General features: G+C 72.7%; 18 protein-coding genes. 5 read left to right on the forward strand and 13 right to left on the reverse strand.

Annotated features, from left to right (window positions below; all coding sequences use genetic code 11):
* The 5 genes from MUN78_RS12790 to MUN78_RS12810 all read right to left on the reverse strand — a co-directional run bounded on the left by MUN78_RS12790 (position 1) and on the right by MUN78_RS12810 (position 5,967).
* On the reverse strand, positions 1 to 2,085 hold the full coding sequence (locus MUN78_RS12790) for an ABC transporter ATP-binding protein (RefSeq protein ID WP_244726899.1): 2,085 nt from the start codon (positions 2,083 to 2,085) through the stop codon (positions 1 to 3).
* A complete protein-coding gene (locus MUN78_RS12795; RefSeq protein WP_244726901.1) occupies positions 2,085 to 3,821 on the reverse strand; it encodes an ABC transporter ATP-binding protein in 1,737 nt (578 codons plus the stop codon). The genes MUN78_RS12790 and MUN78_RS12795 overlap by 1 nt, the downstream gene beginning before the upstream one ends.
* A 177-nt stretch (positions 3,822 to 3,998) precedes the next feature.
* The gene (gene rplL / locus MUN78_RS12800) at positions 3,999 to 4,382 is read right to left on the reverse strand and encodes a 50S ribosomal protein L7/L12 (protein ID WP_130109752.1); all 384 of its coding nucleotides are present in this window, start codon (positions 4,380 to 4,382) and stop codon (positions 3,999 to 4,001) included.
* 77 nt (positions 4,383 to 4,459) lie between these two features.
* Positions 4,460 to 4,969, reverse strand: a complete 510-nt coding sequence (rplJ, locus tag MUN78_RS12805) for a 50S ribosomal protein L10 (RefSeq protein WP_244690408.1) — start codon at positions 4,967 to 4,969, stop codon at positions 4,460 to 4,462.
* Positions 4,970 to 5,244: 275 nt separating this feature from the next.
* Positions 5,245 to 5,967 (reverse strand): response regulator transcription factor, encoded by a 723-nt coding sequence (locus MUN78_RS12810; protein WP_244726903.1) that lies wholly within the window; start codon positions 5,965 to 5,967, stop codon positions 5,245 to 5,247.
* Between the two features lie 442 nt (positions 5,968 to 6,409).
* Between MUN78_RS12810 and MUN78_RS12815 the strand changes: the two genes are divergently transcribed.
* A complete protein-coding gene (locus MUN78_RS12815) occupies positions 6,410 to 7,021 on the forward strand; it encodes a YqaJ viral recombinase family protein (RefSeq protein WP_244726905.1) in 612 nt (203 codons plus the stop codon).
* 40 nt (positions 7,022 to 7,061) lie between these two features.
* Here the strand turns inward: MUN78_RS12815 and MUN78_RS12820 are convergent, their stop codons facing one another.
* The 7 genes from MUN78_RS12820 to MUN78_RS12850 all read right to left on the reverse strand — a co-directional run bounded on the left by MUN78_RS12820 (position 7,062) and on the right by MUN78_RS12850 (position 16,552).
* Positions 7,062 to 7,685: a PH domain-containing protein gene (locus MUN78_RS12820; RefSeq protein WP_244726906.1), complete on the reverse strand. Its 624-nt coding sequence runs from the start codon at positions 7,683 to 7,685 to the stop codon at positions 7,062 to 7,064.
* A gap of 4 nt (positions 7,686 to 7,689) precedes the next feature.
* Positions 7,690 to 9,321 (reverse strand): SPFH domain-containing protein, encoded by a 1,632-nt coding sequence (locus MUN78_RS12825; protein ID WP_244726908.1) that lies wholly within the window; start codon positions 9,319 to 9,321, stop codon positions 7,690 to 7,692.
* 30 nt (positions 9,322 to 9,351) lie between these two features.
* Positions 9,352 to 9,927, reverse strand: a complete 576-nt coding sequence (locus MUN78_RS12830) for an NfeD family protein (RefSeq protein WP_244726910.1) — start codon at positions 9,925 to 9,927, stop codon at positions 9,352 to 9,354.
* Between the two features lie 174 nt (positions 9,928 to 10,101).
* A complete protein-coding gene (locus MUN78_RS12835; protein ID WP_244726912.1) occupies positions 10,102 to 12,702 on the reverse strand; it encodes an ABC transporter ATP-binding protein/permease in 2,601 nt (866 codons plus the stop codon).
* Positions 12,699 to 13,688: an ABC transporter permease gene (locus tag MUN78_RS12840; RefSeq protein ID WP_244726913.1), complete on the reverse strand. Its 990-nt coding sequence runs from the start codon at positions 13,686 to 13,688 to the stop codon at positions 12,699 to 12,701. Before MUN78_RS12840 ends, MUN78_RS12835 begins: the two co-directional genes overlap by 4 nt.
* Positions 13,689 to 13,748: 60 nt before the next feature.
* Positions 13,749 to 15,314, reverse strand: coding sequence for an ABC transporter substrate-binding protein (locus tag MUN78_RS12845; RefSeq protein ID WP_244726914.1), 1,566 nt, complete (start codon positions 15,312 to 15,314; stop codon positions 13,749 to 13,751).
* Positions 15,311 to 16,552, reverse strand: a complete 1,242-nt coding sequence (locus MUN78_RS12850) for an amidohydrolase family protein (RefSeq protein WP_244726915.1) — start codon at positions 16,550 to 16,552, stop codon at positions 15,311 to 15,313. Before MUN78_RS12850 ends, MUN78_RS12845 begins: the two co-directional genes overlap by 4 nt.
* A 196-nt stretch (positions 16,553 to 16,748) precedes the next feature.
* Between MUN78_RS12850 and MUN78_RS12855 the strand changes: the two genes are divergently transcribed.
* Together MUN78_RS12855 and MUN78_RS12860 are read left to right on the forward strand one after the other, a co-directional pair.
* On the forward strand, positions 16,749 to 17,102 hold the full coding sequence (locus MUN78_RS12855) for a DUF2568 domain-containing protein (RefSeq protein ID WP_244690428.1): 354 nt from the start codon (positions 16,749 to 16,751) through the stop codon (positions 17,100 to 17,102).
* A gap of 81 nt (positions 17,103 to 17,183) precedes the next feature.
* Positions 17,184 to 18,341, forward strand: coding sequence for an LLM class flavin-dependent oxidoreductase (locus tag MUN78_RS12860; RefSeq protein WP_244726916.1), 1,158 nt, complete (start codon positions 17,184 to 17,186; stop codon positions 18,339 to 18,341).
* 274 nt (positions 18,342 to 18,615) lie between these two features.
* Here MUN78_RS12860 and MUN78_RS12865 read toward each other — a convergent pair whose 3' ends face one another.
* Positions 18,616 to 19,584 carry a LacI family DNA-binding transcriptional regulator gene (locus MUN78_RS12865; RefSeq protein ID WP_244726917.1) on the reverse strand — a complete coding sequence of 323 codons (969 nt, stop codon included), beginning with the start codon at positions 19,582 to 19,584 and terminating at the stop codon, positions 18,616 to 18,618.
* 172 nt (positions 19,585 to 19,756) lie between these two features.
* On the opposite strand from MUN78_RS12865, the gene MUN78_RS12870 reads away from it, so the two are divergent.
* Entirely contained in the window at positions 19,757 to 21,025 is a 1,269-nt protein-coding gene (locus tag MUN78_RS12870) for an MFS transporter (protein WP_244726918.1), read from the forward strand.
* A 68-nt stretch (positions 21,026 to 21,093) separates the two neighbouring features.
* Entirely contained in the window at positions 21,094 to 22,773 is a 1,680-nt protein-coding gene (locus MUN78_RS12875) for an amidohydrolase (protein ID WP_244726920.1), read from the forward strand.
* Positions 22,774 to 23,100: the final 327 nt, after the last annotated feature.

The following is a 23,100-nucleotide window of genomic DNA, read 5'->3' on the forward strand; positions in this document are numbered from 1 at the left end:
TTACGCCGGCGTCGGAGCGGGCCCGGTGTCGCCCGGCCCGACCACCGGCGTCGCGGCCGTCGCCGGTGCCGCCGCGGTCACCGGGTCCGCCGCGATCTCCGCGAGCTCCTCCGCGTCCTCCCCGGCGAACTGGGCCTGGTAGAGGGCGTAGTAGGCGCCGCGCCTGGCGAGCAGTTCGGCGTGGGAGCCCTGCTCGACGATGCTGCCGTTCTCCATCATGAGGATCGTGTCGGCGTCACGGATCGTGGAGAGCCGGTGCGCGATGACGAAGGAGGTGCGATCCTGACGGAGGGCCCGCATCGCCTGCTGCACGAGCACCTCCGTGCGCGTGTCGACCGAGGAGGTGGCCTCGTCGAGGATCAGCAGCGACGGGTTCGCGATGAACGCGCGGGCGATCGTGAGCAGCTGCCGCTCCCCCGCGGAGAGCGAGGAGGCGTTCTCCTCGATGACGGTGTCGTAGCCGTCGGGGAGCTGGCGCACGAAGCGGTCGACCATCGTCGCCTGCGCCGCGGCGACGACCTCGTCGTCGCTCGCGTCGAGGCGTCCGTAGCGGATGTTCTCCCTGATGGTCCCGTCGAAGAGCCAGGCGTCCTGCAGCACCATGCCGACCTGGCTGCGCAGCTCGGCGCGCGAGAGCCGAGTGATGTCGACCCCGTCGAGCAGGATCCGGCCGCCGTCGAGCTCGTAGAAGCGCATCACGAGGTTGACGAGGGTCGTCTTCCCCGCCCCGGTGGGCCCGACGATGGCGACCGTGTGCCCCGGCGAGGCCTCGAGCGAGAGCCCCTCGATGAGGGGCTGCTCGGGGACGTAGCTGAAGGAGACGTCCTCGAAGGTCACATGCCCGTCGGTGCGCGCCGGCAGCGCGTCCGTCGCGGTGTCGGGATCCTGCTCCTCGGCGTCGAGCAGCTCGAAGGTGCGCTCCGCCGAGGCGACGCCCGACTGCAGCATGTTCGCCATGCCGGCCATCTCGCCGATGGGCTGCGAGAACTCCCGGGAGTACTGGATGAACGCCGTGACATCGCCGAGGGTCATCTGCCCGGCCGTCACCCGCAGCGCGCCGACGACGGCGATGAGCACGTAGCTCAGGTACTGCACGAACTGCATCGCCGGCATGATCGTGCCGGAGAGCGCCTGCGCCTTGTAGGAGGCGTCGAAGAGCCCCTCGTTGCGACGGTCGAACTCCTCGACCATCTCGGCGTCGCGGTTGAAGATGCGCACGAGCTCGTGCCCGGTGAACGACTCCTCGATGTGGCCGTTGAGCTCTCCCGTATGCTTCCACTGCGCGACGAAGAGCTTCTGCGCGCGGACGCCCACCACGCCGGCGATGATGCCGGACAGCGGCAGGGCGATGAGCGCGAGGAGCGCCAGCTGCCAGGAGACGACGAACATCATCGCCGCGATCCCGATCACCGTGAGCAGCGACTGCACCAGCTGCGAGAACGCCTGCTGGAGCGCCTGCTGGATGTTGTCGACGTCGTTGGTGACGCGGGAGAGCACATCGCCGCGCTGCCGGCTGTCGAAGTAGCTCAGCGGCAGGCGGTTGAGCTTGTCCTCGATGTCCTGCCGCAGGGTGTAGACGATGCGCATGACGAGCTTGTTGAGGATGTAGCCCTGCAGCCACATCAGGAAGGAGGCGACGAGGTAGAGGGCGAGGACGGTGAGGATCAGCCGGCCGAGCAGCCCGAAGTCGATGCCCTCGCCCGGAACGACGCCCGAGCCCGCGAGCACGTCGGCGAACTGGTCCTGCCCCGAGGCCCGCGAGGCCGCGATGACGTCCTCGAGCGAGGCCCCGGCCGGCAGCTGGGCGCCGAGGATGCCGTCGAAGATCACGTCCATGGCCTGGCCGAGCACCTTCGGCGCGATGACCGTGAGCACCACGGAACCGACGACGAGCAGCACGACGAACGAGAAGAGCCACTTCTCGGGGGCGAGCAGCCCGATGAGGCGCTTCGCGGCCGGCCAGAAGTGCTTCGCCTTCTTCGCCGGCTGCCCGCCGAACCAGTCGTCCCCGTCCGGCTGGTAGTCGTCGGGGAGTTCGAAAGCCTCGGCCGCCGGGGCCTCCGCGTCCTTCTTCGTGCGCGCCATCAGACGGCCTCCGCTTCCTCGAGCTGCGATCGGACGATCTCCTGGTACACGGCGTTCCCGTCGAGCAGCTCCGCGTGCGTGCCGCGTCCGACGATCTCACCGCCCTCGATGACGAGGATCTGGTCGGCGTCGACGATCGTCGACACGCGCTGGGCGACAATGATGCGGGTCGCGCCCGCCGTGGCCTCGGGCAGCGCGGCGCGCAGCCGCGCGTCCGTCGCGACGTCGAGCGCCGAGAACGAGTCGTCGAAGAGGTAGACGAGCGGCTTCGCCACGAGCGCCCGGGCGATCGACAGGCGCTGCCGCTGGCCGCCGGAGACGCTCGTGCCGCCCTGCGCCACGGGTTCCTCGAGGCCGCGCTCCTTCTCGCGCACGAAGTGCTCGCCCTGCGCGACGCGGAGCGCCGTCCACAGCTCCTCGTCGCTCGCCCCGGTGCGGCCGAAGCGCAGGTTCGAGCCGATCGTGCCCGAGAACAGGTACGGACGCTGCGGCACGAGGCTCATCGTGGTGGCGAGCTGCTCGCGCGTGAGCGCGGACACGGGGGCGCCGTCGACGGTGATCGAGCCCTCCTGCGGGTCGTAGAGGCGCAGCATGAGGTTGAGGAGCACGGTCTTCCCCGCGCCCGTCGAGCCGATGATCGCCGTGGTCCGTCCCGGCTCCGCCGAGAAGCTCGCGTTGCGGATCACCGGCTGCTCCGCCCCGGGGAAGCCGAAGGTGACCCCGGAGAACTCGACGCGGCCGGCAGCGGGCGTCGGCACGCCCGCCGTCTCGGGGAACACGAGGCTCGATTCGGTGTCGAGCAGTTCTCTGATGCGCTCGGCGCAGACGACCGCGCGCGGGATCATCATCGTCATGAAGACGCCCATCATCACGGCCATGAGGATCTGCAGCAGGTACTGCAGGAAGGCGGTGAGCGAACCGACCTCGACGATGCCCGCGTCGACGCGGTGACCGCCGAACCACAGCACGGCCCCGGTCGCGATGTGGAGCACCATCATGATGACCGGGAACATGAGCACGAAGATGTTGCCCACCTTCACCGATACCTCGGTGATGTTCCGGTTGGCCTCGGCGTAGCGCCCCGCCTCGAAGTCCTCGCGCACGAAGGCGCGCACGACGCGCATGCCCATGATCTGCTCGCGCAGCACCCCGTTGATCGCGTCGACGCGGGTCTGCATGGTGCGGAAGAGCGGCAGCAGCAGCCAGACGAGGAAGCTGACGATCACGGCGAGGAGCGCGACCGAGGCCCAGACGAGCCAGGACATCCCCGCGTCCTCGCGGAGCGCCATGATGATGCCGCCGATCGCCATGATCGGCGCGGTCACCATGAAGTTCAGGGTCATCATGACGAGCATCTGCACCTGCTGCACGTCGTTCGTGCCGCGGGTGATGAGCGTGCCGGCGCCGAAGCGCGTGGCCTCGAGCATGGAGAGCGAGTCGACCTTGCGATAGACCTCCCGCCGGAGGTCACGACCGATGCCCATGGCGGCGCGCGCGCCGAAGTACACGGCGGCGACGGCGGTGACGACCTGGCCGAGGGAGACGACGAGCATGACCCCGCCCGTGCGCCAGATGAAGTCGGTGTCGCCCTGGGCGATGCCGTCGTCGATGATCTGCGCGTTCAGGCTTGGCAGCCAGAGCGCGGCGATGGTGGAGAGCAGCTGGAGCACCAGCACGGCGGCGATGAACGGCCAGTACCGCTTGCCGAGCCGCAGAGTCAGCGAGATGAGCGCCACGAGATTCCTTTCGTCGCTGCCCCGCGAACGACTCTGTCATCCCAGGCGGATCGGGCCGACGGAGCGGTGCAGCCGGACCACGGTAGCAGGTTCCCCCGACATCCGCCACCGCACGCGAAAGGGCGGGATCCCCGAAGGTGATCCCGCCCCGAATCCGCGAAACGCGAACCGTGAGACTTAGACGAGCTTGACGCCCGCGCCAGCCTCCTCGAGCTTGGCCTTCGCCTCCTCGGCGGCCTCCTTCTTCGCGCCCTCGAGGACGTTCTTCGGAGCCTCCTCGACGAGAGCCTTCGCCTCGCCCAGGCCCAGGCCGGTCAGCTCGCGCACGACCTTGATGACCTGGATCTTCTTGTCGCCGGCCGACTCGAGGACGACGTCGAACTCGTCCTTCTCCTCGACGGCCTCGGCGGCGCCGCCGGCAGCGGGGGCCGCGGCGACCGCGACGGGGGCGGCGGCGGAGACGTCGAAGGTCTCCTCGAACGCCTTGACGAACTCGGACAGCTCGATGAGGGTGAGCTCCTTGAACTGCTCGAGCAGCTCCTCGGTGGAAAGCTTAGCCATTGTGTATCTCCTTGATGTGTGCCCGGCGCGCAGCGACGGGCGGGTGTTCGATGTGTCGGTTCGGCCGGGGCCGATCCTTACGCGTCCTGCTTCTCCTGCAGCGCGCCGAAGCCGCGTGCGGCCTTGGCGGGCAGAGCGTTGAACAGCTGTGCAGCTCCGACCAGAGCAGCCTGCATGGCGCCGGCGGCCTTGGCCAGCAGCACCTCGCGGCTCTCGAGATCGGCGAGCTTGCCTACCTCAGCGGCGGTCAGGGGCTTGCCATCGAAGTAGCCAGCCTTCACCACCAAAAGAGGGTTTGCCTTGGCGAAGTCGCGCAGAGCCTTGGCGACCGCGACGGTGTCACCGTGCACGAAGGCGAGCGCCGAAGGACCGGCGAGCTCGTCATCGAATGCGGTGATCCCGGCGTTGTTGGCCGCAATCTTGGTCAGCGTGTTCTTCGCCACAGCGTACGTCGCGTGCTCGCGGATGGAGTTGCGGAGAGTCCGCAGCTCGGCAACCGTGAGACCGCGGTACTCAGTCAGCAGAACGGCGGACGACTCTTCAAACTGCTGCTGAAGATCGGCGACCGTAGCGTCCTTCGTAGCCATGGCGCTCCCTAGCTTGTCGAACCCGGGCGGCGGGTGCCGCTCGGGGGCCGTGCCGCTCGGAGCCTCCCCTGGAAACGAGAAGAAGCTCCGGCGCGCACGCACGGAGCTTCAGTGGGTTCGGGATCGGGATCCGTCGCTCAAGGAAATTCGTACCTGCGCTGGTCTCCGCGTGAGCGGACGTTCCGGGATCCCGAGGGGATCCGTACCGGCGGTCTGGGGCCGGGAGAGAGCCTACCACAGCTCCGCCCCGCCCCCAAACGCCCGCGCTTCGCCCCTCAGACGGCCGACTTGAGCATGTAGCCGGCGCCGCGCACCGTATGGAGCATCGGGTCCCGGCCCGAATCGATCTTCTTGCGCAGGTACGAGATGTAGAGCTCGACGACGGTGGACTTGCCGGTGAAGTCGTAGGCCCACACCCGGTCGAGGATCTGCGCCTTGGAGAGCACCCGGTTCGGGTTGCGCATGAGGTAGCGCAGCAGCTCGAACTCCGTATTGGTCACGGTGATCGCCTCGCCGGCGCGCTCGACCTCGTAGCTGTCCTCGTTGAGCTGCAGGTCGCCGACGCGCAGCACCGGGTCGGGTTGCTCGGCGAGCGTGAGCTGCGAGCGCCGCACGAGTCCGCGCAGGCGCGCGATGAGCTCCTCGAGGCTGAACGGCTTGACGACGTAGTCGTCGCCGCCCGCCGTGAGCCCGTTGACCCGGTCCTCGACGGAGTCGAGCGCGGTGAGGAAGAGCACGGGGAACATCTCCCCGGCGGCGCGGATGCGGGCGAGCAGCTGCATGCCGTCGAAGTCGGGGAGCATGATGTCGAGCACCGCGACGTCGGGCTCGAAGGCGCGCATCTTCTCGAGCGCCTCCTGCCCGCTCGCGGCGGTGTCCACCTCCCAGCCCTCGTAGCGCAGGGCCATCGCGACGAGCTGAGTGATCGACTCCTCGTCATCCACCACGAGGGCGCGGATCTTGCCCCCGTCGGCGCGTTGCAGAGCGTGTGATTCCATAATCGCCTCGGCGTTCCTCTCCCCCGAGCGCTGCGACGACGCACACGGATGTGCGCACCGAACGCTCGCGCCCCTCACTGGCCCAGCTCCCCCGGGCTCATCGCCCGAGGGAGCTGGCTAATTTCATAGCGAGCATAGTGGCACGCTCCGAGGAATGCATGTACTCCGCGGTGCGGAGTCGGAGCCCGTCCGGCGTGCGCGGGCGGTCCCGACGGGGCGTTCCCGCCGCCGCTCCGCGGAACCACGCGGGAAACGGCGCACCCGCCCCTCGCGCACCGCCGATCCGGACCGTCGGGACTCACAGCCGATTCACTGCTCCGCGGGGCGCCGTCCCGCTCGCGGCGTGCTATAAAACATCGAACTCCGTGCAGTGATGCCATGCGTGCACTCACCGCCTCCGGCGCGATGCCCGCCGCGCCGGAGCGCACGGCGGCGCCCCGCGATGCGTTCGTGGGAGACTGGATCCGTGCCCGAACTGCTCGCTCCCCACCTCACGCGCATGGTCACCGACGGAACCGATCGCATGGCCTGGATGCGGGCGAGGGCCCGCGGGATCACCGCGACGGATGTCGCGAAGCTCTCCACCCCGCGTTCGATCGAGGCGGCGGCGCACGAGAAGCTGCACGGCAGCCGCTTCGGCGGGAACGCCTACACCGATCACGGCAAGGCCCGCGAGCCCGAGATCGCCGCGTGGGTGCAGCGCGAGCACCGCATCGACCCGAGCCAGGCGCTGTTCCACGCCGAGGGCGACCTGCGCCACCTCGCCACGCCCGACGGCCTGAGCTGCCGCGAGGACGGGACGATCCTGCTGGCGGAGATCAAGACCACCAACAAGGTCTGGCGTTCCATCCCCCGCAACTACCTCAGGCAGATCTGGTGGCAGCAGTACGTCCTCGGCGCCGATCGCACGCTCATGGTGTGGGAGCGCCACGAGAACTTCGTGCCCGTCGGCGAGCCGGAGTACCGGTGGATCGAGCGCGACGAGAACGAGATCGAGCATCTCGTGCACCTCGCGGGGAAGCTCATCGACGTGCTCATCGCCCGCACGAGCTGAGTGACGGACCGCCGCGGGCCGCCGATGGCGGTCGCGGGGGCTACCAGAAGCTCGCGCCGGGATCCCCGGCGGACGGCCGTCCGGCCTGTCCGGGCGCCTGCGGGCCCGGCGCACCGCCGTACTGCAGCTGCGCTCGCGTGGCGTGCTCGTAGTTGCGCTCCATGAGCTCCTGCAGCGCATCGCCGACGCGCTCCGCGCCAGGGACGTCCTCCAGCCGCAGCGATTCCGCGCCGTGGAGGAGCTCGATGTCGCCGCTGCCCCGCATCCGCTGCCCGAGGCCGCGCCGCGACCGCACCTCGCGCACCCGGGAGAGTGCGAGCTCGGACCGGTGCCGCGCGAGGAGGCCCCGACGCACGATCACCCGGCGGCTGGTGACCGTCGTGCGCCGGGCGAGCCAGCCGAGCACCGGGACGACCCCGAGGCCGAAGCCGAGGAGGATCGCCCCGGCCCCCGCCAGCAGATTCATCCAGATCGCCGGAAGCGCACCGACCCAGTACCCGGCCGCTGCGGCGATCGCGACGAGCACGACGAGCGGCGGCACGAGCCGGATGCCGTGGCGCCGGAACCGCAGTACCACGACCTCCGGCTGCGCGAGGCTCGCCGGAGCGGGGCCGAGCAGGGACTCGACCTCCGCCGTCATCGAGTGGGGGGTGCGGGAGGGCATGCCCCTATTCTGCCTGCTGCGACGGTGCCGCCGCCGCACCGCGCGCGCCGTCCGCCACGGTGTCGCCGGCCTGCTGCGCCGCGTCGGCGGCGGTCCGCGCGGCCGATTCCGCGGCCCTGGCGGCCGCGTGCGCGGCGTCGGACGCCTCATCCGCGGCGTGGGCGGCGGCGTCGGCGACGCCCCGCGACGCCGCGTCGGCGGCCTCGATCGCGTCGTCGCGGCGACCGCCCGCCTGCGCGGCGCGTCCCGCGGCCGCGCCGGCCGCCCCTCCGGCGACCACCCCGTTGAGCATGCCGACGAGGTCCACGCCGACGGTCTCGCGCGCCATCTCGAGCAGACCCTTGATGTTGCCCATCGCGTCGCCCGCGACCTTCGAGGTGCCGTCGGCCGAGACGACGGTCATATTGTCGATCGCGCCGATCGCCTGGGCGTACTCGCCCGCGATCTCGGGGAGCAGGTGGATGAGCTCCTGCGCGAGCACCGCCTGGGACTGCGTCTCGAGCGCGCGGGCACGGGCATCGATCGCCGCGGCCTCGGCGGTGCCCTTCGCCTCGAGCGCGGCCGCCTCGGCGCGCCCCTCGGCCTCGAGCGCCTCGGACGCCGCGATGCGCGCGGCGCGGCTCGCGAGGCCCTCGCGCTCCACGGCCTTCGCGCGGCCCTCGGCGGCGGAGACGGCGGCCGAGGCCTCGGCCTTCGCCAGCGCCTCGACCCGGTACGCCTCGGCCTCCGCGACCGCGCGCACGTCCGCGTTCAGCTGCTCGGTCTTCAGCGCGACCTCGCGCTGCGCGGTGATCTGCTGCTGCTCGACGATGGCCTGCTGCTGGATCGCCTGCTCGAGCGGCTCGGCCGCGGAGGCCTGGGCCGTCGCCTTGTCCGTCTCCACCTGCACGGCGGCCTGGCGCAGCTTGAGCTCCCGATTGCGGTCGACGAGCACCTGCTCGGCGGCGATCTTCGCCTCCTGCGAGGCCTGGTAGGCGTTCGTCTCGGCGATGTCGGCGGCCTGGCGCACCTTCGCGGCCTCCGGTCGGCCGATGTTCGTGATGTAGTCGGCGCCGTCCCGGATCTCCTGGATCTGGAGGGTGTCGACCACGAGCCCCTGCTTCGTGAGCGCCTCCTCCGCGGCCTCGAGCACGCTCTGCGCGACGACGGCGCGATCGCGGATGATCTGCAGCACGGTGAGGCCGCCGATGATGGAGCGCAGCGAGCCCGAGAGCACCTCCTGCGTGGACTCGTCGATCTCATCGGAGTTGGAGAGGAATCGCTGCGCGGCCGCGCGGATCATCTCCTGCGTCCCCCCGACCTTCACGACGGCGACGGCCTGAGCCTGGATGGTGATGCCGTCCGTCGTCTGCGCCTCGGTGGTGATGGAGAGGCGGCGCGAGCGCAGGGAGATGGTGAAGGACTTCTGCACGAACGGCACGACGAAGACGCCGCCGCCCGTGACGACCTTCTGCCCGGAGAGGTCGCGGCTGCGATTGCCCGCGGCGTCGACGATCTCCTTGCCCTTGCCCCCCGTCACGATGATCGCCTCGTCTGGCTTGGCGATGCGGTAGCGCTTGATGATGACGAGTGCGACGAGCACCAGCGCGATCACCGCGCCGAAGATGCCGACGATCGCCGGGCTTGCGAGGAACATGCAGTCTCCCTGGGGTTCGGTCCTGTGGGGTTAGGGGGTGGTGGGCGGCGCCTCCGCCGGCGGCGCGGACGCGGCCGGCTCGACCCGCACGGAGGTGGAGGTGATCGTCTGGACGACGCGCACCGCGGTGCCACGCGCGATGGCGGTGTCGGCCGACGCCGCGAGCGAGATCCGCTCGCCGTGCCGCGTGACGGCGACCTCCCCGAGCCCGTTCTCGGGGATCGCGAGCACGACGGCGCCGATGGACCCCACCAGCTCGTCGCCGCTGACCGAGGTGTTCGACTCCGCGCTCCGGATGAAGCGGGAGAGCCACCAGGCGGCCGCCGCACCGATGAGGCCGGCGAGCGCGCCGAGCACGGCCGCGATCGAGGTCGACATGCCGGCGCCGACGCTCGCGAACGCCGTGAAGCCGAAGATCGCGGCGAAGGCGGCGATCGTCGTGAGGCTGAGCGGGCCGTCCCCGAAGTCGAAGGCGTCGAAGATGCCGTCGAGCACGAGCGAGACGAGCAGGAGCAGTCCCCCGACGATGCCGATGATGAGGAAGACGCCGCCGGCGACGAGCGAGCCGTCGACCAGTCGGTCGAGCCAGTTCATGATGCCGTCCATCGCGTGTCTCCTCTCGGTGCTCGATCCTCCGCGCGCCTCGTGCCGGGGCGCCGCGGATGCGGCACCGCTCGCGCGCGAGGTGCACCCGTGCCTCGAGCGTACCAATCACCGCGGGCGCACGGGGAGGGTCCGACGCGGTCGCGCGCGTCATGGGCTGCCAGCGCGGCGGCGCGATCAGCCGCGGGGCATGCGCGGGACGGCGCTCAGCAGCTCGCGCCCGTAGGCGCTCCGCGGGGCGCGGAAGAACTCGGCGCCGGCCTGCTCGACGACCCGGCCCTCGCGCATGAGGAGCACGCGGTCGCACAGCTCGTGCACCACGGCGAGGTCGTGCGAGACGAAGACGAGCCCGAGCCCGAGCTCCCGCTGGAGCCTGCGGAGCAGGTCGACGACTCCGGCCTGGACGGAGACGTCGAGCGCGCTCGTCGGCTCGTCGGCGACGAGCACCTCAGGCGAGACCGCGAGCGCACGGGCGAGCGCGACCCGCTGGCGCTGCCCGCCGGAGAGCTCGTTCGGGAACGCACGGGCGATCTCCGGGGCGAGCCCGACGAGCCCGAGTAGCTCCGAGATCCGGTCGCGCACCGCCGCTCGCGGATCCGCCGCGCCGCGGCCGGTCCCGTGCACGCGCAGCAGCTCGCCGAGCGCGGCGCCGACGCTCAGCCGCGGGTTGAGCGTCGAGGCCGGATCCTGCGGCACGAGTTGGATGCGGCGCAGCTGCGCCCGGCTGCGCCGAGCGGGCAGCGGCGCGCCCGCGAGGCGGATCTCGCCGCCCGCGGTGGCGAGGACGCCGACGAGCGCGTGCGCGAGGCTCGTCTTGCCCGAGCCGGATTCCCCGACCACGCCCAGAGCCCCGCCGCGCGGCAGGGCGAAGGACACGTCGGCGACCGCGGTGCGCTCCCCGTAGCGGACGGCGACTCCGCGCGCCTCGAGCAGTGCCGGCGCCTCGGCGACCGGCGCCGGCGCGGCGCCCGGAGCGGGATCCGCCGCCGCCCCGGAGCGCACCGGCCCCGACGCCACCGGCGCGGCGCCCTCGGGCTCGCCCGGCACGGGCCGGGGCGGCGCCGGATCCGGCAGCACCGGCACGGCGTCGAGAAGCGCGCGGGTGTAGGGGTCGCGCGCCTGCCGCACCACGCGGGCGGTCTTCCCCGATTCGACGATCCGGCCGTCGCGCATGACCACGATGCGCGCGCAGGTCCCCGCGACCACCGCGAGGTCGTGGCTGACGAGCACGAGCGTGATGCCTCGGCGGCGGCGCAGCCCGTCGAGGAGGTCGAGCACCTGGCGCTGCACGGTCACGTCGAGGGCGGTCGTCGGCTCGTCGCAGAGCAGCACCGCCGGGTCCCCGGCGAGGGCCATCGCGATGACGATGCGCTGGCGCTGGCCGCCCGAGAGCTCGTGGGGGTAGGAGCGCGCGATGCGCTCAGCGTCCCGCAGCTCCACCTGCGCGAGCAGCTCGCGCACGCGCGCCCCGCGGTCCGGGCCGCTGTACGGTCCAGCGTCGACGGCCTCTCGGAGTTGGACCCCGACCCGGGTGAGGGGGTCGAGCGCGGTCATCGGATCCTGGAACACCATGCCGACGCGGCCGCCGATGCTGAGCTCGTCGGCGGCGACGCGCGTGCCGCCCGGCGGCATGCCGAGCAGGGCGCGCAGCGTCAGGCTCTTCCCCGATCCCGACTCCCCGACGATGCCGAGCGCTTCGCCGGGCGCCGCGTCGAGATCGATGCCGTCGACGAGCGCCCCGGGCCGCTCGGCCGTGATCCGGAGCCCGCGCACCCGCACCGCCCCCGGTGCGGGTGCCGCCCCCAGTGCGGGCGCCGCGCTCGTCGCTCCGCGGACCGCGCCCGGTGCCCCGTGGGCCGCGCCCGGCGCCCCGCCCCCGGAGCGGCCGCCCCGGCTTCCCCGGAGCCGGCGATCCCGGGGGCCGCTGCGCACGCGCCCGCGGCGGGTGCGCGGTGCGGGCGCGCCGACCCGCAGCACATCGCCGATCCCGTCGCCGAGGAGCGAGAGCGCGACGCCGACGAGCACGACCGCGAGGCCCGGCACGGCGGCGAGCCACCAGTGGCTCGTCACGAAGGGCTGGGCGTCGGAGATCATCGTGCCCCAATCGGGGGTCGGCGGCTGGATCCCGAGCCCGAGGTAGCCGAGCGTGACGATGGCGACCATGATGAGCACGATCTCGGTGGCGAGCAGCACGACGGCCTGCGGCAGCACGTTCGGGAGGATGTGCCGCAGGAGCACCCGCGCGTGGGAGAGGCCGCCGCCGCGCGCCGCGCGCACCCAGCCGGCGTCGCGCAGCGCCGCCGTCATGGCGCGCAGCACGCGGGCGTAGCCGACCCACCCGACGAGCGCGAAGGCGACCACGATGCCGGGCGCCCCCGCGCCGACGGCGAACACGAGCGCGATGACGATCACGTAGAACGGGAAGGCGATGACCGTGTCCGTGACGCGGGAGATCGTCCAGTCGACGGCGCCGCCGAAGTATCCGGAGACGAGCCCGACCGTCACCCCGATCGCGAAGGGCGCGATCGCGGCCGCCGCCGCGATGCCGAGATCCGTCTGCGCCGCGAGGAGCAGGCGGGAGAGCACGTCGCGGCCGAGCTGATCGGTGCCCAGCCAGTGCTCGGGCGACGGCGGCAGCAGGCCGCCGGTGAGCCGCTGGGCGTTCGGCGGGTACGGCGCGAGGATCGGCGCGAGCGCGGCGATGAGCAGGATCGCGGCCGTCAGGATCGTCCCTGACACGAACGTCGAGGAGGCGCGCATGCGCGCGAGCACCCTCATCGCGCCGCCCCGGCGCGGCGGCGCGGGTCCGCGGATCCGGCGCGGCGCAGCCGCGGATCCAGCGCCGCCGACGCGGCCCCCGCGAGTCCCGTGACCAGCACGACGAGCAGCGCGCAGGCGAGGGCGATCCCCTGCACCACGGGGAAGTCCCGGCTGCCGATCGATTGGAAGAGCAGGGTGCCGAGGCCGTTGATGCCGAACACCTGCTCCACGACGAGCGTGCCCCCGATGAGGTACGCGGTGTTCACGCTCAGCAGCGTGAGCGCCGGGAGCGCAGCGCCGCGGACCACGTGGCGCCAGATGATGGTGCGCTCGGGGATCCGGGCCGCTCGGAGCGTCGTGACGAAATCGGACTGCAGCACCTCGAGCAGCTGCGCGCGCAGCGAGCGCACGAGCGGCGGCGCGAGGCCGAGCGCCACGGCGAGCGCGGGCAGCACGAGGCTCCGCAGCGGCTCGCCCGGCCCCGATCCGACGCCCCCGACCGGGAGCCACTGCAGCTGCACCGCGAACACGATGATGAGCAGGAGCCCGATCCAGAACAGCGGCATGCCCATGAAGACCGCGGGGAGCACGCGCACGACGTGATCGGCCCAGCCGTCCTTGCGGAGCGCCGCCGCGAGCGCGAGCGGCACCGCGATGACGACGGCGAGCCCCACCGCGAAGACCACGATCCCGAGGCTGATCGGCGCCTTCGCGAGGATCAGTTCGCGCGTCGGGACGCCGGAGACGAGCGAGTCCCCCGTATCGAAGCGGGTGAGGACGCCCCACAGGAAGTCCGAGAACTGCCGCCACAGCGGCTGGTCGAGGCCCAGCTCGGCCCGGAGCGCGGCGAGCGCCTCGGGCGTCGCCCGCTCCCCGAGGATCATGGCCGCAGGGTCGCCGGGGACGAGCCGGAGGAGGAAGAACACCGCGATGACCACGCCGAGGACGACGGGCACGACGCGCGCGAGCGCGCGTCCCGCCGCCGCCGCCGCTCGCCTCACCACGCACTCACCCTACCCGCGGCCCGCGGCCCTCGGATCCGTCCGGGATCCGCGGGCCGCGGGCTATGCGCCCTCGGACAGCCAGACGTCCTGGAAGCGGACGCTGCCGTTCGGAAGCACCGCGAAGCCCTGCACCGCCTCGCTCGTCGCCTTGAGATTCGCGGGGAAGAAGAGCGGGATGTAGGGCACCTCGTCGGCGAGGATCTGCTGGATCTCCCCGTAGATCGCCTCGCGCCCCGCGCCCGCGGGCGTCGTGCGCCCCTCGTGCATGAGCTCGGTGACACGCTCGTTCGTGTAGTGGGTCCAGTACGACTTGCTGAAGCCCTCGGGATCGGCCTGGAAGGTGATGAAGCCGTTCGGGTCGGGCGCGTCCGACTGGCCGCTGTTGAGCATGAAGTCGAAGTCGTACGCGAAGAAGCGCTCGCGGAACACCGCGATGTCGAGCTGCTCGATCTCCACCGTGATGCCGATCTTCGCGAGCGACTCCTGGACGATCTGCGCGATCTGCGCGCGCTGGGCGTTGCCGCTCGCGATGAGCAGCGTGACCTCGAAGCCGTCGGGGTACGCGGACTCGGCGAGCTCGGCCCGCGCGGCCTCCGGATCGTACTCGAGCGCCTCCACCGAGTCGTCGGCCGAATACGTGATCGTCGGGGGCAGCAGCGCGTTCGCGACCTCGGCGGTGCCGAAGGTGGTCGCCTCCGTGATGCCGTCGCGGTCGAGGGCCTGCGCGATCGCGCGGCGGACGTGCACGTCCGCGAACTCCTCGCGCTGGGTGTTGAAGAACACCTGCTCGGTGGACCACCCGGGCGTCTCGGAGAGCACGGTGCCGCCGGTCGCACCGATCTCGGCGGCGTTCGTCGCCGGCACCGTGTCGATCGCGTCGATCTGGCCGGCCTGGAGCTGCTGCCGCAGCTGCGTGTCGTCGGCGACGAAGCGGTAGACGAGGGAATCGAGGTAGGGCTTGCCCTCCTGCCAGTAGTGCGTGTTCTTCACGAACACGAGGTCCCCGTTCGGATCCCATTCGGAGACCGCGAAGGGGCCGGTGCCGATGGGCCGCTCGAAGAACTCCTCCTCGCTCGCGCCCCCGAAGTCGGCGGGCAGGATGCCGTTCGAGAAGCTCGCGAGCTCCGAGAGGAAGGGCGTGTAGGGTCCGCTGAGCGCGATCGTGACCTCGCGGTCCCCGCTCGCCTCGATCGACGCGATGGGCGCTTCGAGCGGCAGCGGACCGCCGAGCTCGAGGTGGCGGTTCAGCGAGAAGACGACGTCCTCCGGGACGACGTCGGAGCCGTCCGAGAACTGCAGGCCGTCGCGCAGCGTGAAGACGTACTCGAGGCCGTCGTCGCTGACCTCGTAGTCGGCGAGCCAGGGCCCGATCTCCCCCTGCTCGTCGAATGCGACGAGCGGTTCGAAGACCTTGTCGATCGCGAAGGCGTTGTTCGCCGTGATCTGCTGGTGCAGATCGAGGTCGTTCGCGGAGGCGACGCGGCCGAAGGTGAGCGTGCCGCCGCTGACGGGGTCGGTACTCGGCGTGCTCGGCGCGGCGCTCCCGCCGCAGGCGGAGAGGGCGAGGGCCGCGACGAGCGCGGCGACGGCGAGCGCGGCGCGGCGCGGGGAGCGTGAAGCGGTCACGGGAACGTCCTTTCGGGGGCGGATTCGGGGGTGGGCTCGGCGGGATCGGCGAGCTCGGCGGGATCGAGGAGACGTCCGTCCAGGAGCACGGCCGCCACCGCATCCGGTGCGCTCAGCGCTCCCGGCTCTCTCGGGTCGCGGCGCAGGATCACGGCGTCGGCGTCGGCTCCGTCCGCGATGCGGCCGGCGAGCTCGTCCGCGCGCGGAGCGCCGCTCCGGGCGCCGGCGCCGGCGAGCATGCGCGCGCCCGTGCGCGTGGCGGCGATGAGCGCCTCCTCCGGGGTGAGACCGGCGTCCACGAGCGCGTCGAACTCGAGGCGCCCGGTGCCGTGCTGCTCCGGCGTGCCGTAATCGGTGCCGAGCGCGATCGGGAGCCCCGCGTCGCGCGCGCGGCGCACGGCGCGGGGGTGGGCGGCGACGGCATCGTCGACGCGGGCGCGGAACGCGGCCGGCAGCGCGCCGGCGGCGATCATGCGCTGCACGAGCCGGTAGATGCGCAGTGTCGGAACCAGCACGAGGCCGGCCTCGGCCGCCGCCGCCGCCTGCGCGTCGGTGAGGAAGATGCCGTGCTCGAGGCTCGCCGCCCCCGCCGCGATGGCGTCGTCGATCGCCCGGCCGCCCCACGCGTGCACCATGACGCGGGCGCCCGCGGCGGCGGCGCGGCGCACGGCGTCGGCGAGCTCGGAGCGCGCGAAGATCGGATCGAGCGCGAGCTCGGGCGGGGCGGCGACGCCGCGCGTCGCGATGATCTTCACCCAGGGCGCCCCGGTGGCGAGCACCGCCTCGACGGCGGGCCCGAGGCCGCCGGCCGCCTCGGCCTCCTCGGGGCCGAGGGGCCGCTCGGAGCGCTGCGTCCGCGGCCGGCGCGTGCTCGGGATCCCGGCCAGCAGGCCGGCGTCCAGTCCGCCGGCGTCGCGGATGCTCGTGACGCCGGAGGCGAGCGTGCGGGCGAGGCCGTCGGCGGTCGCGCGACGGGTCCGCTCGGCGCCCAGTCGCGCGCGCTCCGCGGCGTCGAAGGCGTGCCATCCGGCGTGCAGATGGGCGTCGACGAGGCCGGGGATCATCCAGAGCCCGGAGCCGTCGAGCTCGGGCTCGGGGTCCGCTCGCGCGCTGCCCTCCCCGAGCGCGAAACGGCCGCCGGCCCAGCTCACCCGGCCGGGCGGTGCGAACCCTCCGACGTCGTCGAGGATCCGGACGCCGCGCGCGGCGGTCGGCATCGTCGACTCGGCTGCGGGCACGGTTCCTCCTCACGGCGGTCGGACGGCGTCGCTCCGGGATCCCGCAGCGCATGTTGGTCTATTCATCGACAGTAAAGCAGCAATGTTGAATGGACCACTTGGAGTTCCCCGCGGTGGACCACCAGACGTTCCGACCTCGTCCGATGCGAGGCAAGTGCCGGGCGGGAGCCCGGCGCAGGGCCGGTAGACTGAAGGGGTGACCGAAGCCTCCGAGACCGCGCGCCCGATCCTGCAGCTCATCCGCAGCCTCATCCACCTCCTCGCCGTCGTTTCGGTGACCGTGTGGGGCTTCCTGGCCTGGCCGCTGCCGTTCCCCGGGATCCTCACCGGCCTCGGCGTCCTCGTGCTCGCCGTACTGCTCTGGGCGCTCTTCCTCTCGCCCCGGCCCGTGCTGCGCGTCGACCGCTTCGCGCAGGCGCTGTTCGAGCTGCTCCTGCTCGCCGCCGCGGCCGCCGGCCTGCTCTTCCTCGGCTGGTTCTGGGTCTGGCCCGCGCTCCTCTTCGCCGCCGGGGCGGTCGTCGGCTACCTCGTCTCCGCCCGAGCCCGCTGAGCCGGCGCGGACGCGCGGAGCGTGCGCGGATCCGCTGAAGGCGAGCGGAATAGCCGCGATCGCGCCGGGGTTGACGGGGGTATGAGCGAAACCTCCACGACCCCCGGCGACGGACGGGATGGCTCGGGCCCGGTGTCCACCGGCCCGGCGACCTCCGGCCCGGCAGCCTCCGGCCCGAGCGATGCCGCCCCCGCGCACCCGGTGCACCTCGGCCTCGACACCTTCGGCGATGTCACCCTCGCTCCCGACGGGGGCCGGTCGAGCCACGCCCAGGTGATCCGCGACGTCGTCGAACAGGCCGTTCTCGCAGACGGGCTCGGCGTCGACGCGATCACGCTCGGCGAGCATCACCGCGACGATTTCGCCCTGAGCTCGCCCGAGATCGCCCTCGCCGCCATCGCGGGGCGCACCGAGCGGATCCTGCTCGGCACGGGCGTCACCGTGCTCTCGAGCGACGACCCCGTGCGGGTGTACGAGCGCTTCGCGACGCTCGACGCGGTGAGCTCCGGTCGCGCCGAGGTCATTCTCGGGCGCGGCTCCTTCACCGAGTCCTTCCCGCTCTTCGGCTACGACCTCGCCGACTACGACGCGCTGTTCTCCGAGAAGCTCGAGCTCTTCGCGAGGCTCCGCGGCGAGGGTCCGGTGACGTGGTCGGGGCGGCACCGCAGTCCGCTCGTGGAGCAGGAGGTGTTCCCGAAGACGGAGCGACCCGGGGGCGTGGGCGCGTGGATCGGCGTCGGCGGCAGCCCGCAGTCCGTGCTCCGCTCGGTCCGGGTCGGGATTCCCATGATGCTCGCCATCATCGGCGGCGCCCCGGCGAGGTTCCTGCCGTTCGCCAATCTCTACCGGCAGGCGCAGGAGGAGCTCGGCGGCGCGCCGATGCCGCTCGGTGTGCACTCCCCCGGCCACATCGCCGCGAGCGACGCCCGGGCGCGCGACGAGCTCTGGCCGCACTTCGCCGCGAACCGGAACCGGATCGGCGCCGACCGCGGCTGGCCCGAGACGACGCGGGCGGAGTTCGAGCAGGAGGCCGATGCGGGCTCGCTCTACGTCGGGTCTCCCGAGACCGTCGCGCGGCGGATCGCGGAGACCGTCGCGACGCTCGGCGCCGACCGCTTCGATCTCAAGTACGCGAACGGCACCATGCCGCACGCGCAGCTCATGGAGAGCATCGGCCTCTACGGCGCGGAGGTGATCCCGCGCGTGCGCGAGCTGCTCGCGGGAGCCGGGCCGGCCTGATCCCGATCCCGTTCGACCCGATCCCGATCCCGGTGTCGTTCAACCCGCTCCGATCCCGCTCGACCCGATCCGGCACCGGATCGCGAGACCCTACGAAACTCGCGAGCTCCTACGAAATTCCCCGTCAAGAACGTAGGGGTTCGCGAGCTTCGTGGGGTCTCGCGCACTTCACAGGGTTTCGCGGGCGGCACGGGCTTCGCGGGGTGCGCGGGGTGCACGGGCTTCGCGGTGAGCGCGGGCGAGGAGCCGGAGCCCGGCGCCGACGGGAGGGCGCTCAGTGCACGGGCGGCGCGACGAGCCGCGCCTCGTGCACGAGGTGCTCGCCCGGTGCCGACGCGCCATCGATCGCGCGCAGCAGCAGGGCCGCCGCGGCGCGTCCGTACGCGCGGGGACGCAGGTCCACGCCGACGAGGTGGGCGGACGCCGGCTCGGTGGCCATCGTGGCCATGACGAAGCGCTGGGCGCCGCGCACGGCCTCGACCGCGATCGCGCGGAGCACCCACCCCTGCGCCACCCAGACGATGCCGTCGCGCCCCCCGGCGGCCGCCCGCTCGAGGAGCGCGTCGAGCGCGTCGGCGTCCGCATCGATCTCGGAGCGGAGGACGAGCGGATCGATGCCCCGCTCCGCGCACCATTCGGAGTACCCCGCGGTGACGTCGCTGGCCCACAGCGGCTCGCGGTCGGACGGCAGCGCGACGAGCGCGGGCGATCCGGCGCCGCGCCGCTCGAGCTCGTCGAGCACCTCGCGCACGAGGCCGCGATGGTCGGCGGCGATCCAGGCGGTGACCCGCTCGCGCTCGGGGCCGCGGTACTCGCCGACGGCGACGACCGGCACATCGCCGAGCCCCGCGAGCATCGGGGGGAAGTGCTCGGGCGTCGGATCGATGGACAGCAGCCCGTCGATCGCGGGGCGCGAGCGGCGGCTCGCCCCGGGGGCCGCGAGCAGGAGCAGGTCGCTCCCCGCCTCGGCCGCGGCGTCGGCGACCCCGAAGGCGAACTCCATGTAGAAGGCGAGCTCGCGCACGTCCGGGGGGATCTGCAGCCCGATGGCCCCGTGCTGCCCGCCCCGGAGCCGTTGCGCGGCGCGATTCGAGACGTACCCCATGGCCTCGGCCTGCGCGAGCACGCGTGCGCGCGTCGCGTCCGAGACCCTGCCGCTGCCGTGCAGGGCGGAGGACACCGCGGTCTTGGAGATTCCGAGCGCCCGCGCGATGTCGATGATCGTCACGCCGGCCCCTGTCATGCCCACAGTCTAGGAGGTCGAGCAGCTCACGCAGCCGGCCGGGTCGCCCCGTTTTGCGCGGAGGGCTCCGGCGACGTAGAGTGGGATCCCGCACGATGCGGGAACGTTCCCGCATCGTTCCGCGCCGCGTATCGGCGCCCCGCCACGCCCCCACACGACAAAGGAGTCCCCCGTGAACTCAGCTCCCCCCGCATCCGCGCCGAGCGGCCTCGCCGCGCTCACCGGCCGGGTGATCTTCGGCTTCGTCGGCACCTGGGTCTTCGCGCTCATGGCCGCGAACCTCGTGCCCGTGCTCATCGCCGCCATGGTCCAGGATCTCGGGGTCGACATCGCCGCGGCCGGCGCGCTCACGACCGGCATGACCGCCGGCTCGGCGCTCGCGATGTTCGTGACGAACCGCTTCATCGCACGCGCCGACCGCCCCAGGCTCGGTCGCATCGGACTCGTGCTCATGGTGATCGGCTACGGCGTCCCCTCAGCGGTGCTCACGGTGCCGACCGTCATGGGCGGGCTCATCGTCGGCGGGATCGGCGCGGGCATCATGATCGCGACCGGAACGGCCGCGGCCTCCTCCACGCGGAACCCCGACAAGACCGTCACCACGATCATGATCATCAACCGCCTGGGCGCGTCGGCGCTGCTCGCGATCGCCCCGCTCTTCCACAACGACCTCCGCTCCGTGCTCGTCGTCATCGCGGCGCTGGGCGTCGTCGGCCTCCTCCTCGCCGGCGGGCTGCCGAACCTGCCCGAGAGCGCCCTCGCGCCCGCCCCGGCCGCCGGCGCGGGCGCCTCCGCTGGCGACGCGCGCCTGCGGCGCACCATGGGCGGCGCGGCATTCGCCTTCGCCGCGTCGATCCTGCTGTGGTCGCTCACCGAGGACATGGTCTACTCGATGACCAGCGTGCTCGCGCAGCAGTCCCAGATCTCGCCGGAGACCAACAGCGCGCTGCTCTCCGGCAAGGTGCTCGGCGGTCTCGTGGGCGCCCTGCTCGCTCCGCTCGCCCTGCGCTGGATCGGCCGCAGCTGGTCCTTCGTGCTCATCATCGCGCTGAGCACGCTCACGAAGTTCGTCATGGTCACGAGCACCACGCCGGTCGCCTACACCGTCGCGATCCTCGTCTGGGGCGCGATGTACGGCGCGATCCTGGTGCTGTACGCGGGCCTCGCCGCGATCATGGACGTCACCGGGCGCACCGGCGTGCTCGTGTCCGGCTTCTACCTCGCCGGCGTCGCCTTCGGCCCGCTCGTCGGCGGACAGCTCGTCGGCGTGCTCACGCCGCTGCAGTACGCCATCACGGTGACGGTCCCGAGCATCCTGTTCGCCGTCGTGCTCTTCGTGATCGCCCGTCGCAACCGGAAGCTCGAGCGGGGCAACACGACGGCGATCGCCGTCGGCGACGCCGTCCGCGACGAGGCCGCCGCGGCCGCGGGCCCGCGCTGAGCCGCGCACCGATCCCGCACCCCGGCCCCGATCATCCACGCCCACGACCCGGAAGGACCCCGATCCCGATGACGTCCCCCGCCCGCCCAGACGCCCCCGCGACGACCGCTCGCGAGATCCTCGCCGACCGCGTGATCATCGCCGAGCGCGTGCACGCCTTCTCTTCCGAGAGCACCGCCGCCGCGGCCGCCACGACCGCGACGGGCAGCGCCCCGCAGGCCATCGCCGTCCGTGACGGCCGTGTCCTCGCGCTCGGCTCCCGAGGCGAGCTGCAGCGCCACATCGGCCCGGCGACCGTCGTCGACGAGCTCCCCGGCGCCACCGTCACCCCCGGACTCGTCGACGGTCACACCCACATCGTCTTCGGGCTCGAGCTCACGCGCGGCGTTCAGCTCACGGACCTCGGACTCGACGAGGTGCGCGAGCGCCTCGCCGAGGCCGCAGCAAGCGCAGCGCCAGGCAGCTGGATCTTCGGGTGGGGCACCGACCCCAACATCTTCACGGAAACCGGCTTCACCGGCCGCATCTTCGACGAGGCGACCGACGGGCGCCCGGCCTTCCTCCGCATGCGCGACGCCCACTCGGCCGTCGTGAACAGCGCCGGCATCGCGGCAGCGGGGCTGACCGGCCGGGAGACCTTCCCGGACGAATCACGGGTGGGCGTCGACGACCGCGGCGAACCCACGGGCTACCTGCTCGAGCTCGCCGCGATGGACCTCGTGCTGGCGAGGATTCCCGCGGAGTCCCTGGAGGATCGCGCCGAGCGCCTCGAGGCCGTGCTCGCCGGCATGGCCGCGACCGGCATCACCGGCACGCACGTCATGGACTTCCACGACGGCAGCCGCGAGGTGCTCGAGCTGCTCGAATCGCAGGGCGAACTGCCGCTCAGGCTCCGGTTCTCCCCGATGGTGCCACCGGGATCCGACGAGGCGGCGCTCGCCGGGATCGCGGAGCTGCAGGGTCTCCACGGACGGCGCTGGCGGGTGGACGGCGTGAAGTTCATGATCGACGGCACCGTCGACAACGGCTCGGCCTGGCTCGCGGAGCCCGACTGCTACGGCCAGGGACGCACGTCGATCTGGACCGATCCGGAGGCCTACCGGCGCGCGCTGCGCTTCTTCGCCGAGCGCGGGATCGCCACGGCCACCCACGCGATCGGCGACCGCGGGGTCGCCTTCGTGCTCGACGCCATCGCCTCGCTCGACGAGCTCGCCGGCCGCGCCGCGCACCGCATCGAGCACATCGAGACGATCCCGGACGAGACGGTGCCGCGCTTCGCGGAGCTCGGCGTCGCGGCGAGCATGCAGCCCATCCACGGCACCCGGCACACGCGCGCCGATCGCAGCGACAACTGGTCCGTGCGGCTCGGCGAGGAGCGGGCCGCGCACGGCTGGCGGTGCCGCGACCTCCGCGAGAGCGGCGCGACCGTGGCCCTGGGCAGCGACTGGCCGGTGACGCCATACGACCCGCGCGTGATGATGGCCGAGTCCATCCTCCGCCGCCCCGTCGCGCGCCCCGAGCTCGCCCCCGTGCAGCCGGAGCAGGCCCTCACGATGCGCCAGGCGTTCGAGGGCTACACGAGCCACGCGGCGCGCGCGATCGGCGCCGACGACGAGGGTCGCATCGAGCCGGGGGCGCGCGCGGCGTTCACGGTGTTCGCCTCCGACCCGCTCGAGATGGACGCCACGACGCTGGCGAGCGCCGAGATCGTGGCGAGCTACGTCGACGGGGAGCCGGTCGCGCGCTGAGCGGCGGGATTCGGGTCGCGGCTTCGCGGCGGGTCTTCGGGTCGCGGCTACGCGGCGCGGAACCGCATCCGCTCTCAGCGCCCGCGCCCCGGCGCTTCCGTCAGGGATGCGGCTTCGGTGAGTCCGGATCCCGGGATCCGGACTCACCGAAGCCGCATCTGCGACGGATCGGCCCGACGGCTGCAGCGGCGACGGCGGCCGCGGCAGCGGCGGCAGCGGCGGGGGGCAGCGGCGCGACGTCGAGATGCGCCCGGCGGCCGACACTCGACACCCGACGGCCGACACTCAACGCCCAAGGCCCGAGGCCCGAGGCCCGAAGCCGTCACC

Source organism: Leucobacter allii (genome assembly GCF_022919155.1).
Taxonomy (GTDB): Bacteria; Actinomycetota; Actinomycetes; order Actinomycetales; family Microbacteriaceae; genus Leucobacter; species Leucobacter allii.